Origin of the sequence: Tamilnaduibacter salinus (genome assembly GCF_003096655.1) — a bacterium.
Lineage (GTDB): Bacteria > Pseudomonadota > Gammaproteobacteria > Pseudomonadales > Oleiphilaceae > Tamilnaduibacter > Tamilnaduibacter salinus.
This window is the reverse complement of the sequence record NZ_QEKQ01000001.1, coordinates 403,563-416,718: the sequence shown is the minus strand read 5'-3', so window position 1 is coordinate 416,718 and position 13,156 is coordinate 403,563. Positions and strand designations below refer to the sequence as shown.

Genomic DNA, 13,156 nt, shown 5'->3' with positions numbered 1-13,156 from the left:
TGCATTAGCTCCTCAGTGTGGCACCCAGTTCTGCTTTCAACGACTCAATCACGTCATTGAAGCAGTCCTGAACCTCTTCATCATTGAGCGTTCGCTCCGGATGCTGCCAGACCAGGCTGACCGCCAGACTCTTGCGGCCTTCGCCAATGGACTCTCCGGTAAACACGTCAAACACGCGGACAGCGTTCAACTGGTCTCCGGCCCGCTCGCGGGCGATACGCTCAACGTCGGCATACGGGACGCCATCATCCAGGACGATCGCCAGATCCCGCCGTACTTCCGGGAATTTTGAAAATTCTTTGAAATGAGGCACATATCCGGAGAGTACCGAATTCAAGAATAGCTCAAAGACGAAGACCGTGCCATTCAGATCGAGCTTTTTCTGCACATTCGGGTGCAGCGCCCCCAGCCATCCCACGAACTCGCCATCCCGGTGGATCGCGGCCGTCTGCCCGGGGTGCAGTGCCGGGTGACTGCCGGTCTCGAAGGACGCGCTCACGCCCAGCAGATCAAAGAGCGCCTCCAGATCGCCTTTCACATCGAAGAAATCGACCATCTGGCGCCCGTTGACCCAGCTTTCCGGGTCACGCGGGCCAGTGACGGCGCCCGCCAGCATCGGTACCTGATCAATGCCCTTGTCGCCCTTGAGAAAGCGCAGGCCCGTTTCGAACAGCCGAACCCGGTTCTGCTGACGGTTCTGGTTGTACGCCACAGTTTTCAGAAGACCACTCCAGAGACTGGTCCGCATCACAGCCATGTCCGACGAGATGGGGTTGGCCAGTTCGATGCCGGTATGATCCGGGTCCAGTAGCGCCTGGGTGTCCGGGTCCACAAAACTGTAGGTAATCGCTTCCTGATAGCCACGGTTCACAAGCAGCGAGCGGACGGAGGACAGCGGGCGACGGGCCTCGTTACCGGGTCGCAGCCCAAGGCTGCCACTGGGCTCGGTTACCGGCAGGTTGTTGTAGCCATAGATGCGCCCGATCTCCTCGATGAGGTCTTCCTCGATGGCAATGTCCGGGCGGAAGCTCGGCACATGGACCTTCCAGCCATCACGGGTCAGTTTGTCGATGTGCAGCCCCAGCCGGGTCAGAATTTCCTCAATCTCGGTCCGACCGATGTCCATGCCCAGCACCGCCGACACCCGCGCCTCACGCAGCTCAACAATCGGCTCGTCAGGCAGATCGGCGTCGCTCTTCACTTCCACGATCTCGCCCGGTTCGCCGCCGACAATATCCATCAGCAGCTGCGTTGCCCGCTCCATGGCCTGACGCGTCAGTTTCGGGTCGACACCCCGTTCAAAGCGGTGTGAGGCGTCCGTGTGCAGCCCGTATTCCCGGGCCTTGCCGGAAATCGTAATCGGGTTAAACCACGCCGCCTCCAGGATCAGGTCACGGGTATTGTCATTGACGCCGGAGTGCTCACCGCCCATGACGCCAGCAATGGCAATCGGCTTGTCGTGATCGGCGATGACCAGCGTGTCCTGCGTCAGCGTGACTTCCTGACCGTCCAGCAGGACCAGTTTTTCCTCAGGCTGCGCCAGGCGCACGACGATACCGCCGCTGATTTCGGCGCGATCGAACGCGTGGAGCGGCTGTCCCAGTTCCAGCATCACGTAGTTGGTGACATCCACCGCCGGATCAATGGCACGAATCCCCGAACGGCGCAGTCGTTCGGTCATCCAGAGAGGTGTTTCCGCGGTCAGATCCACATTGCGGATCACCCGTCCCAGATAGCGGGCACAGTCAGAGGCCGCCTCCACCCGTACATCCACCACTTCCGAGTGGGCAGCCGGAACCGTTCGCGGTTCATCAACGTCAACCGGAATCCGGTTCAGAACACCCACCTCGCGCGCCAGACCGCGCAGAGACAGGCAGTCGCTGCGGTTGGGAGTCAGATCAACGTCGATCGTCACATCGTCGAGCTGAAGATACCGCCGCAGGTCTGCACCCACCGGCGCGTCGCTGGCGAGCTCGAGCAGACCGTCGTGATCGTCGGACAGACCCAGCTCGGAGGCGGCACACAGCATGCCCTCCGATGGCTGACCGCGAAGTTTGGCTTTCTTCACCTTGAAGTCGCCTGGCAACTGCGCCCCAACTTCGGCAAACGGCGCCCGCATGCCTTCTCGCACGTTCGGCGCACCACAGACCACCGGGACCGTGCCGTTACTGCCCTCTACCTGACAGACGCGGAGCTTGTCGGCATCCGGGTGCGGCTCCACGGACACCACGCGCCCCACAACCACACCGCTGAAATCACCGGCCACCGGCAGGACGTCGTCCACCTCGAGACCGGCCATGGTGATCTGCTCGACAAGCGCCTGGGAATCGATGGATGGATTGACCCAGTCACGCAGCCACTGTTCACTGAATTTCATGTCTGTTGCCCTGTTCTGAAGTCCGGATTCGTGTGTCGATGCGATCGATCAGCGGAACTGGCGCAGGAAGCGCAGATCATTGTCAAAGAACATCCGCAGGTCGTTGACGCCATAGCGCAGCATGGCCAGTCGTTCGACGCCCATACCGAAGGCAAACCCGCGGTACCGCTCCGGATCCACATTGCAGTAATTGAATACAGTCGGGTGCACCATGCCGCAACCCATCACCTCAAGCCATTTGATGGAGCCGTCCTCTTCGCGCCCCCACTCAATGTCCACTTCGGCGGAGGGCTCGGTGAACGGGAAGTACGACGGGCGGAACCGGACCGCCAGGTCCTTTTCAAAAAACACCCGCAGGAACTCCTCCACGGTGCTTTTGAGATCCGCAAAGCTGACGTCCTTTTCCACCAGCAGACCTTCCACCTGGTGGAACATCGGCGTGTGGGTCATGTCGGAGTCACAGCGGTAGACCCGGCCCGGGCAGATCATCCGGAACGGCGGCTCGCTGTTCTCCATGGTGCGGATCTGGACCGGCGAGGTATGGGTCCGCAGCAACGTGCCCGGGTTGAAATAGAAGGTGTCGTGCATCGCCCGCGCCGGGTGATGCTCGGGTATATTGAGCGCTTCGAAATTGTGGTAATCGTCTTCGATCTCCGGGCCCTGCTCAACGGTATAGCCGGCCTGGGCGAAAAACTGCTCGATGCGTTCCAGGGTACGGGTGACCGGATGCAGCCCGCCTTTCTCCTGGCCACGCCCGGGCAGGGTCACGTCAATGGATTCGGCAGACAGCTTCTGATCCAGTGCGGCGGTTTCGAGTGCCTCCTTGCGGGCAGAAATCGCGTCCTGAACCTGCTGCTTCGCCTGGTTGATCCGCTGCCCCGCGGCCGGGCGCTCGTCGGCCGGCAGTTCACCGAGGGATTTGAGTTGCTGCGTGAGGACGCCCTTCTTGCCCAGGTAATCCACACGGACCTGGTCGAGACTGCGCAGGTCGCCGGCCCCGGACACCGCCGCGAGACCGTCTTCCACCAGTTGCTCAAGGTTCTCCATTGACCCTGCTCCGAAGTCGGTTTTATCGGTAAAATCAGAGATTAACAAACAAAAAGGGGAAGAGCATGCCCTTCCCCTTTCGTGGAGATGCGAGCGCATCTCCGATTCGCGACGTTCCGAAAGAGCGTCGGCCTTACAGTGCGGCCTTGGCTTTTTCAACGACAGCAGCGAACGCCTGCTGCTCGTTCATGGCCAGATCCGCCAGCACCTTGCGGTCGATTTCCACATTGGCCTTCTTCAGGCCGGAAATCAGACGGCTGTAGCTCAGGCCGTTGGCCCGGGCACCGGCATTGATCCGGGAAATCCACAGGGCCCGGAACTGGCGCTTCCGGTTACGACGGTCACGGTAGGCGTACTGCTGCGCCTTGATGACCGCCTGCTTGGCGACACGGTAGACGCGGCTCCGGGCGCCGTAGTAGCCCTTTGCCTGGTCCATGATCTTCTTGTGACGACGGTGTGCAACGACACCACGTTTAACGCGAGGCATGGTTCAATCCTTCTCCTGATCCTGACGGTTACTTGGCAATCATGCGCTTAACAGCACGAACGTCCCGCTGGTCCACCTGGGAGGTGCCACGGAGGTTGCGCTTACGCTTGGGGCTCTTCTTCGTCAGGATGTGACTGGTGAAGGCGTGCTTGTGCTTGAAGCCGTTACCGGTCTTCTTGAACCGCTTGGCGGCCCCGCTCTTGGTTTTCATCTTAGGCATTTCTAAAACTCCGCATTTTATGGAATCGTGGCAACCCCTGAAACGACGACGCCCCGCCACCGGGGCGGGGCTACGGGAACGGCACGGGCTCCCGAGATCGGTATCGCAGGCGTTACTTCTTCTTTCGGGGGGCAACGACCATGGTCATCTGCCGGCCTTCCATTTTTGGCCGTTGCTCGACCTGGGCCAGTTCCTCGATGTCGCCTTCGATGCGGTTCATGAGCTGCATACCGATTTCCTGGTGTGCCATCTCACGGCCGCGGAAACGAATCGTGACCTTGCCCCGGTCCCCGTTTTCAAGGAAACGTACCAGGTTGCGTAGTTTGACCTGATAATCCCCTTCTTCCGTGCCTGGCCGGAATTTCACTTCCTTGACCTGGACCTGCTTCTGCTTTTTCTTCGCAGCGGCCTTGGCCTTCTTCTCTTCGAAGACCTTCTTGCCGTAGTCCATGATCTTACAGACGATCGGATCGGAGTTGGACACCTGGACCAGATCCAGCTCGGCCTCTGTCGCCTTTTCCAGGGCTTCTTCGATCGGCACGATGCCGACCTGTTCACCGTCCTCGGCGATCAGACGAACTTCGGTCGCCTGGATATTGCGATTGATGGGCGCTTTGGGCGCTCGCCCACCCCGATTCGCTCGCTGTTTGATAATCAGTTCTCCGTTTCGGTTCGACCTTTACGTGCGACGTCTTCCGACAACATACGCCGGAAATCGTCCAGAGACAGCGTGCCCAGATCCTCGCCTTTGCGGGTCCGGACCGCGACGGTCCCGTTTTCCACTTCCTTATCACCCACGACAAGGAGGTACGGAACCCTGTCAATCGTGTGCTCGCGAATTTTAAAGCCGATCTTCTCGTTTCTCAAGTCTGCATTGACCCGGAAACCGGATTTTTCAAGGGATTTGGCCACGTCCGCACAATAGTCACGCTGGTTGTCCGTGATGCTCATCACAGCCACCTGCGTCGGCGCCAGCCAGGTTGGGAAGATCCCTTCGTATTCCTCGATCAGGATGCCGATAAACCGCTCGAACGATCCCAGCACCGCCCGATGCAGCATCACGGGCGTGCGACGCTCCGAATCGTCCGCCACATACTGGGCGCCCAGCCGTCCCGGCATGGAGAAATCCACCTGGATCGTGCCGCACTGCCAGACCCGGCCAATGCAGTCCTGCAGGGAGAACTCGACCTTCGGCCCGTAGAACGCCCCCTCGCCCGGCAGCAGGTCCCACTCCACACCCTGACGGTTCAGCGCTTCCTCCAGCGCCGCTTCGGCCTTGTCCCAGATCTCATCGGAACCGACCCGCTTCTCCGGTCGCGTCGAGAGCTTGTACTGAATCCGGTTGAAGCCGAAATCCGCATAGACCTCGTGCAGCATGTCGATGAAGGCAGACACCTCGGACTGAATGCTCGACTCTTCGCAGAAGATGTGGGCATCGTCCTGCGTAAACCCGCGCACCCGCATCAGCCCATGAAGCGCACCGGAGGCCTCGTTGCGATGGCAGGAGCCGAATTCGGCCAGCCGCAGCGGCAGATCCTTGTAGCTGGTCAGCCCCTGATTGAACACCTGGATGTGGCACGGGCAGTTCATCGGCTTGATAGCGAAGTCGTGCTTTTCCGACTCCGTGGTGAACATGTCATCGCCGAACTTGTCCCAGTGGCCAGAGCGCTCCCACAGCGTGCGGGACACCACCTGCGGCGTGCGGATCTCCTGATAACCGTGCTTGCGCTGCATCGCGCGCATGTACTGCTCCACTTCCTGATACAGGCTCCAGCCGTTGGGGTGCCAGAACACCATGCCCGGGGCTTCTTCCTGCATGTGAAACAGGTTCATCTTCTTGCCAATCTTGCGGTGGTCCCGCTTCTCAGCTTCCTCCAGCCGACGCAGGTACGCCTTCAGGTCCTTCTTGTTGGCCCAGGCGGTACCGTAGACGCGCTGGAGCTGTTCGTTGTCCGTGTCGCCCCGCCAGTAGGCACCAGCCACCTTGGTCAGCTTGAAGGCCTTGAGCTTGCCGGTGTTCGGCACGTGCGGTCCCCGGCACAGGTCGATGAAGTCGCCCTGACGGTAGAACGACAGCTTTTCATCGCCCGGGATGTCCTCAATGATGCGGACCTTGTACTCCTCGCCCATCTCATCGAACAGGCGCACCGCTTCTTCGCGGGACAGCTCAGAGCGCGTGACCGTATAGTCTTCCTTCGCCAGCTCCGTCATGCGCTGCTCGATACGCTCCAGGTCTTCCGTGGTAAAGGCCCGGTCGTACTTGAAGTCGTAATAGAACCCTTCGTCCACCACCGGTCCGATCGTCACCTGAGCGGTCGGGAAAAGGTCCTTGACGGCCATGGCCAGCAGGTGCGCGGTGGAGTGCCGGATGATCTCCAGACCGTCCTCATCCCGCTCGGTCACAATGGCCAGTTCGGCATCGTCGGCAATCTCATAGCTGGTATCGACCAGCGTGCCATCGACACGACCGGCAATCGCGGCCTTCGCCAGGCCGGCGCCGATATCGGCGGCCACATCATGAACAGTGACGGGTTGGGAAAAACGGCGGTGACTGCCATCCGGCAGGGTAATAACGGGCATGCAACTGTCTCCTGTCAGCGGTGATCCGTACGAAAGACCACATGGTGTCGGGTGACCGCGTTACGAGTCGCGGGCGCGAGCCGCATTCTACCAGCGGCCACCCAACCTGTCATGAGACGCTTCACACTGTCGCAATGGCATCCTCAGGCGGTCGCCGGCGCAGTTGCCCCCACGCGATCAGGCCCAGTATCAGCAGCGCCGGAATGAACATCAGTTCCTTTGGAGGCCTCTCCAGCTCAGCCTGCACGGCGTCAATCGTCCAGCCGTAGGCCAGCCCCTCGTTCTGTGCCGGGCTGCCGTACTCCACGTAGTCCACCGCCATCCTGTCGCCATCCGGGCTCAGTTCCATGCCGGTCGCCGTTAGGCGCTTCTCGGGCGTCTCTCCGGCAGGCAGCTCAAACGCAATGTAGGTGGATTTCTCGGCACCCTCGATGGTCGTCCCGGACGCCTTAACGATCAGCTTGCTGTCCGCCGGCGTTTTCTCGACCTGTTCCATGAGGGTCGCCCCCGGACGCATCTCCGTGGGCGGGTAGATCATGTCCCACCAGAAGCCCGGCCGGAAGAACGTAAACGCCAGCAACAGCAGCACGACACTTTCCCACTTGTGGCTCTTCGTGAACCAATAGCCCTGCGTAGCGGCCGAGAACACCAGCATGGCGGTCACCGCACTGGCGATGGTTACCAGCAGATCAAACCATCCGGTCAGCCCGATCAACAGCAGCTGGGTGTTGAAGATAAACATGAACGGCAGGATCGCTGTCCGGATGTCGTAGGTGAAGCCCTGTACACCCGTGCGGATGGGATCGGCCCCGGATATCGCCGCCGCCGCGTAGGCGGCCAGGCCCACGGGCGGCGTGTCGTCCGCCAGTATGCCGAAATAGAACACGAACAGGTGGACAGCGATCAGCGGCACGATCAGGCCGTTCTCAGCCCCCAGGGTCACGATCACCGGTGCCATCAGCGTCGAGACCACAATGTAGTTGGCCGTGGTGGGCAGCCCCATCCCCAGAATCAGGCTGATAATCGCCGTGAAGATGAGCATCAACAGCAGGTTGCCGCCGGAGATGAACTCAACAAACTCGGTCATCACCAGACCAATGCCGGTCAGCGTGACCGTACCGACAACGACCCCGGCCGTGGCGGTTGCCACACCGATACCGACCATGTTCCGCCCGCCAGTCGCGAACGCATGGATGAGGTCGGACGCCCCACCTTTGAGCGCCCCGAACAGATGGCCGCGATTGCGGAAGAAGTTCTGGAGCGGGCGCTGGGTCACGACGATCCCGATCATGAAGATCGTCGCCCAGAACGCCGACAGCTGGGGAGACAGCCGCTCGACCGTCAGACACCACACCAGCACCACAACGGGCAACAGGAAGTACAGGCCGGTTTTGACGGTCGGACCCACCGGGGGCAACTCACTGATATCGCCATGTTCCTGATCCAGCTCCGGAAAACGGGCCGAGTAGGCAATCAACGCGACGTAGATGATGGCCAGCATCACCGCCAGCACCCAGGGCGCCGCCGGGCCCATTAGACCCTTGGTCCATCCAACCCCGTAGTAGACCGCGAAGGTGAGCACGCACAGCCCGATCAGCATCACGACCCAGTTGAGCAACCGTTGCGAGACGGTGGGACGATCCAGCCTTTCGATGCCCTTCATCCGCAGCTTGCAGGCTTCGAGATGGACGATATAGATCAGCGCCACGTAGGAAATCAGCGCAGGCAGGATGGCGTGCTTGACCACTTCCAGATAGGAAATGCCCACGTATTCAACCATCAGGAACGCCGCCGCGCCCATGATGGGCGGCGTCAGCTGACCATTGGTGGACGCGGCCACTTCAACCGCACCGGACTTGGTCGCCGGAAACCCGACCCGCTTCATCAGGGGGATCGTAAAGGTCCCGGTCGTCACCACATTGGCGATGGAGGAGCCGGAAATAACGCCACTGAGGCCACTGGATACCACGGCCGCCTTGGCCGGCCCACCGCGCATGTGGCCCAGAAGGGCGTATGACACCTTGATGAAATAATTGCCAGCGCCCGCCCTCTCAAGTAACGCGCCGAAGAGCACAAACAGGAAGACAAAGCTGGTAGAGACACCGAGCGCAACGCCGAAGACCCCTTCGGTCCCCAGCCATTGATGGGCCGCCAGCTTTTCCAGGCTGGCGCCTTTATGAGCGATGACGGCCGGCATGTACGGGCCGGCAACGGAATAGACGATAAAAACCGCGGCAACAATCGTCAGAGGCAGCCCCAACGCGCGGCGTGTCGCCTCAAGGAGCAGCACCAGGCCACCGAGCGCCACGATCATATCCTGCAGGATCGGCGCGCCCGGGCGCTGCGCCAGTTCCTGATAGAAAACGTAGATGTAGGACGCGGCGAACGCGGCCAACAACGCCAGAATCCAGTCATACACCGGAACGTGGGTGGTCGTCCGTCCCTTGATCATCGGGAAACTGGCATAGGCGAGAAAGATCGCAAACGCCAGGTGAATGGAACGCGTTTCCGTGGAGTTGAAAATGCCGAACTCCAGCATGAACGGCAGCGGCGAAGCGATCCAGATCTGGAACAGGGACCAGACCACCGGCACGATGAACAGAATAACCGCAGCTGGGCCCGTGGCTGCGCGACCGCCGGTTTCAGTCTGAAGAACCGAGTCAACGTCCGGACGCCCCGGATCGTCAGAAGACGGGGTGTGTTGGTTGGCCATCAATGAAAACCTTTCAGGGAAGAGCGCCGGCCCGCAGGGGCCGGCGCCGTGGTCGGGAATGAATACCGGTGTGGCGAGGCCCTGCCCCGCCACACAACCGGTTACTCAATGAGCCCGGCTTCCTGATAGTACGTCTTCGCCCCTTCATGCAGTGGCGCACTCAGGGCATCAGACGCCATGTCTTCCTTCTTCAGGTTCTCGAAGGCCGGGTGGAGGCGCTTGAATGTCTCGAAATTCTCGAAGACCGCCTGAACTACCTCGTAAACCACCTTCTCACTGACATCGGAAGAAGTGACGAACGTCGCGGCCACACCGAAGGTCGTGGTGTCCTGGTCGTTGCCGCGGTACATGCCGCCCGGAATGGTTGCCACGCGGTAGTACGGATTCTCGTCCACGAGCGACTGGGTCGCCTCGTTATCGACGTTCACCAGCACACTGTCACAGGACGTGGTCGCTTCCTTGATGGAGCCGGAAGGATGGCCGACGGTGTAGAAGAACGCGTCGATATTGTTGTCACACAGCGCCTGTGACTGTTCGGACGCTTTCAGCTCCGCCGCCAGACCGAACTTATCCATGGTCCAGCCCATTTCCTCCATCAGCACCTCGGCCGTGGCGCGCTGACCCGAGCCCGGGTTGCCCACGCTGACCCGCTTGCCTTCAAGGTCCTTAAAGTCTCGGATGCCGGCACCTTTGCGGGCGACAACGGTAAACGGTTCCGGATGCAGCGAGAAGACGGCGCGCAGCTTCTTGTTGGCGTTGCCATCAAACTCACTGGAGCCATTGTAGGCATGGTACTGCCAGTCGGACTGCGCCACGGCGAGGTCCAGCTCACCCTGGCTGATGGCGTTGAGGTTGTAGACCGAGCCGCCTGTGCTTTCCACGGAACAACGGATACCGTGCTCTTCCCGGTCCTTGTTCACCAGACGGCAGATCGCGCCGCCGGCCGGGTAATAGACACCCGTCACGCCGCCCGTACCGATGGTTACGAACTGCTGCTCCTGAGCCGATACCTGCCCGGCGCCCAGTCCCAGGCCAACTGCCGTGGCAAGTGCTGCCGTCGAGAGTTTCTGTCGAATTGTCATTTTTCGAATCCTTTTTCTGTCGATGAAGGGCCGGCGCCCGTCCCTGACCGGCGTGGCACGCTTTCCGGTCAATTTAAAGAGCCCCGGGCCCACTGACCTACAACGTTCAACATAGACCAAAGGCCCTTGGAAATAAAGCGGAACCGCCCCCGGTAACACGCTGACTATAATAGAAAAAGCCCGCATTGCGGGCTTTTTCAGTCTCAGACTTTTGTCGAATCTATCTCTTCGACTCCGCTTCGCGGGCCTTGGCCACCATCCGGTCCGGGCGCAGCAGGAAGCGCGCCAGAGCCGGCAGCAGCCAGATCGACCCGACCATGTTCCAGAGGAACATGAAGAACAGCAGCAGGCCCATGTCAGCCTGGAACTTGATCGGCGAGAAGATCCAGGTCACAACGCCGATGCCCAGGGTGACACCCGTGAACATCACGGCTTTACCGGTTGAGCGCAGCGTCTCGAAGTAGGCTTCCTGCAACGGCTTGCCTTCCAGCAGGTAGCGCTCCAGCTTGCTGTAGATATAGATGCCGTAGTCAACACCGATACCCACGCCCAGAGCAATCACCGGCAGTGTCGCGACTTTGATCCCGATCCCCATCACCGCCATGATCGCCTCGGCGAGAATGGAGGTCAGCACCAGCGGAATCACGACACAGGCCACGGCCCGGATCGACCGGAATGTCAGGAAGCACAGCACACTCACCACGGCATAGACGAACACGAGCATCATGTTCTTCGCCTTGGAGATGACCTCGTTGGTGGCCGCCTCCACACCGGCGTTACCCGCTGCCAGCTTGAACGTGTGCTGATCGTTGCTGTTCTCGGCAATGAACGTCTCGACACGATCCGTCACCGTCCGCAGCGTCTCAGCCTTGTGATCCTCCAGGAACACCAGCAAGGGCGTCAGGCTACAGTCCGTGTTGATCAATCCGGGCGGTGCCTCACGGATGGTGGCATTGATGATGGTCTGGTTACGTGGCAGCTCGTACCACTTCCAGTTGCCCTCGCTCAGTGCCTTGGCAACCGTTTTGGACACATCGGCCAGCGATGCCGTGGACTGCACGCCCGGCGTATTCGCAAGCTCCCACTGGAGGGTGTCCATCGCACGCAACACCGGATAACGGGTGCATTCCTCTTCGGGCGTCGCCACCATCACCACCAGAATGTCGGCACTGGTGGAGTAGTTATCGATGATGAACTTGTTGTCGAGGTTGTAGCGCGAGTCCGCGCGGAGTTCCGGCGCCCCCTGATCCAGGTCACCGACTTTCAGGTCCTGTTTGTAATAGATACCCAGACCCAGGCCCATCAGGGCGATCAGAAGCGAGACCGGTGCGACCCCCGGGTGGGAGAAGTAGGACATGACACGCCACTTCCGGTCCTGCTTCTCGCCGTGGTTCTGCACATGCTTGACGCCGCCTTTGGTAATGCCGATGTAGGACATGATCAGCGGATGCAGAACCAGGTTGGTCACGATAATGACTGCCACACCGATACCGGCGGCGACCGCCAGATCGCGGATGACGTCGATCTCGATGAACAGCAGGGTCAGGAAGCCAAATGCATCGGAAATCAACGCCAGAATGCCCGGGATATAAAGCGCCCGGAACGCCAGACGAGCCGCGGTCAGCGGATCAAAGCCTTTCGCAGCCTCAATGGCCATGGCGTTGACCACCTGGACCCCGTGACTGATCCCGATCGCAAACACCAGGAACGGCACCAGAACCGAGTACGGATCCATCCCATAGCCGAGCAGACGCAGAATACCCAGCTGCCAGAAGACGGCGATGATGGAAGAGAGAACCGGCACCAGAGTCCCGGCGATACACCGCGAGTACCAGAACAGCAGAATGGTGGTCAGAACGATCGTAATGCCGGCAAACCAGGCAATCGAGGCGATGCCCTCGATCAGGTCGCCAACTTTCTTCGCGAAACCGACGATGTGGATGTCGATGTTCGGGTTCTGATCTTCAAACTTCTGGCGGATCTTCGTTTCCAGCGCCTGGGACAGATTCGAGTAATCCAGCGGCTCCCCGGTTTCCGGGTTCTTTTCATAAAGCGGCGCGTAGATGATGGTGGACTCGAAGTTGTCGGCTACCAGTCGCCCGACTTCACTGGAACGCAGGATATTCTGGCGCAGCTGCTCCAGGCTGTCGCGCGATCCGTCATAGCCATCAGGGATGACGGTACCGCCCTGAAACCCCCGTTCGGTCACCTCTACCCAGCGCACATTCGGAGTCCACAGCGATTTCAGGCCACTGCGGTCAACACCATCGAGATAGAACACCTCATCGGTGATCTTCTCAAGGGTGGCCATGTATTCCTTCGAGAAGATGTCGCCTTCTTTGGCTTCCACCGCAATCCGCACGAAGTTACCGAGATTCTCAATGTCCTCCCGGTGATCGAGCATGTTGACGATGTAGGGGTGCTCCAGCGGAATCATCCGCTCAAAGCTGGCGTCCGGCTGGATCTTGACCGCGTTATACCCCAGAAACAGTGTCAGGATGAAAAAAGCGACCAGGATCACGGCCCGGTTATTGAAAATCAGCCGCTCCAGGAACGGCTCGGCTTTCGGCGATGTCAGGTAGTGCTCGCCCTTGTCGTGCTTGGGGTTGGACATTCAATGACCCTCTTCTGAATTCCCGTTCCGCCCGGC

At 60.3% G+C, this 13,156-nt stretch carries 9 protein-coding genes; all 9 read right to left on the bottom strand.

Translation table 11 applies throughout. The annotated features are described in order from the left end of the window. Positions 1–4: 4 nt before the first annotated feature. The gene (gene pheT / locus C8D92_RS01920) at positions 5–2,377 is read right to left on the bottom strand and encodes a phenylalanine--tRNA ligase subunit beta (protein ID WP_116918276.1); all 2,373 of its coding nucleotides are present in this window, start codon (positions 2,375–2,377) and stop codon (positions 5–7) included. Positions 2,378–2,425: 48 nt separating this feature from the next. After that, complete coding sequence (pheS, locus tag C8D92_RS01915) at positions 2,426–3,424, bottom strand: phenylalanine--tRNA ligase subunit alpha (RefSeq protein WP_095610473.1); 999 nt, start codon at positions 3,422–3,424, stop codon at positions 2,426–2,428. Positions 3,425–3,557: 133 nt separating this feature from the next. Further along, a complete protein-coding gene (rplT, locus tag C8D92_RS01910; RefSeq protein WP_095610474.1) occupies positions 3,558–3,911 on the bottom strand; it encodes a 50S ribosomal protein L20 in 354 nt (117 codons plus the stop codon). Positions 3,912–3,939: 28 nt separating this feature from the next. Next, positions 3,940–4,131: a 50S ribosomal protein L35 gene (gene rpmI / locus C8D92_RS01905; protein WP_095610475.1), complete on the bottom strand. Its 192-nt coding sequence runs from the start codon at positions 4,129–4,131 to the stop codon at positions 3,940–3,942. A 112-nt stretch (positions 4,132–4,243) separates the two neighbouring features. After that, positions 4,244–4,789: a translation initiation factor IF-3 gene (gene infC / locus C8D92_RS01900; protein ID WP_095610476.1), complete on the bottom strand. Its 546-nt coding sequence runs from the start codon at positions 4,787–4,789 to the stop codon at positions 4,244–4,246. Then, positions 4,786–6,711, bottom strand: a complete 1,926-nt coding sequence (gene thrS / locus C8D92_RS01895; RefSeq protein WP_095610477.1) for a threonine--tRNA ligase — start codon at positions 6,709–6,711, stop codon at positions 4,786–4,788. Before thrS ends, infC begins: the two co-directional genes overlap by 4 nt. 121 nt (positions 6,712–6,832) lie before the next feature. Beyond that, positions 6,833–9,424 carry a TRAP transporter permease gene (locus tag C8D92_RS01890; protein ID WP_116918275.1) on the bottom strand — a complete coding sequence of 864 codons (2,592 nt, stop codon included), beginning with the start codon at positions 9,422–9,424 and terminating at the stop codon, positions 6,833–6,835. Between the two features lie 101 nt (positions 9,425–9,525). After that, on the bottom strand, positions 9,526–10,506 hold the full coding sequence (locus tag C8D92_RS01885) for a TAXI family TRAP transporter solute-binding subunit (protein ID WP_095610479.1): 981 nt from the start codon (positions 10,504–10,506) through the stop codon (positions 9,526–9,528). Positions 10,507–10,726: 220 nt separating this feature from the next. Further along, complete coding sequence (locus C8D92_RS01880) at positions 10,727–13,120, bottom strand: efflux RND transporter permease subunit (protein WP_116918274.1); 2,394 nt, start codon at positions 13,118–13,120, stop codon at positions 10,727–10,729. Positions 13,121–13,156: the final 36 nt, after the last annotated feature.

Excerpts from the sequence above, each read along its gene's own strand:
- C8D92_RS01890 (WP_116918275.1), bottom strand. The coding sequence starts at position 9,424 with ATGGCCAACCAACACACCCCGTCTTCTGACGATCCGGGGCGTCCGGAC.
- rplT (WP_095610474.1), bottom strand. The coding sequence starts at position 3,911 with ATGCCTCGCGTTAAACGTGGTGTCGTTGCACACCGTCGTCACAAGAAG.
- pheT (WP_116918276.1), bottom strand. The coding sequence starts at position 2,377 with ATGAAATTCAGTGAACAGTGGCTGCGTGACTGGGTCAATCCATCCATC.
- thrS (WP_095610477.1), bottom strand. The coding sequence starts at position 6,711 with ATGCCCGTTATTACCCTGCCGGATGGCAGTCACCGCCGTTTTTCCCAA.
- C8D92_RS01885 (WP_095610479.1), bottom strand. The coding sequence starts at position 10,506 with ATGACAATTCGACAGAAACTCTCGACGGCAGCACTTGCCACGGCAGTT.
- C8D92_RS01880 (WP_116918274.1), bottom strand. The coding sequence starts at position 13,120 with ATGTCCAACCCCAAGCACGACAAGGGCGAGCACTACCTGACATCGCCG.
- rpmI (WP_095610475.1), bottom strand. The coding sequence starts at position 4,131 with ATGCCTAAGATGAAAACCAAGAGCGGGGCCGCCAAGCGGTTCAAGAAG.
- pheS (WP_095610473.1), bottom strand. The coding sequence starts at position 3,424 with ATGGAGAACCTTGAGCAACTGGTGGAAGACGGTCTCGCGGCGGTGTCC.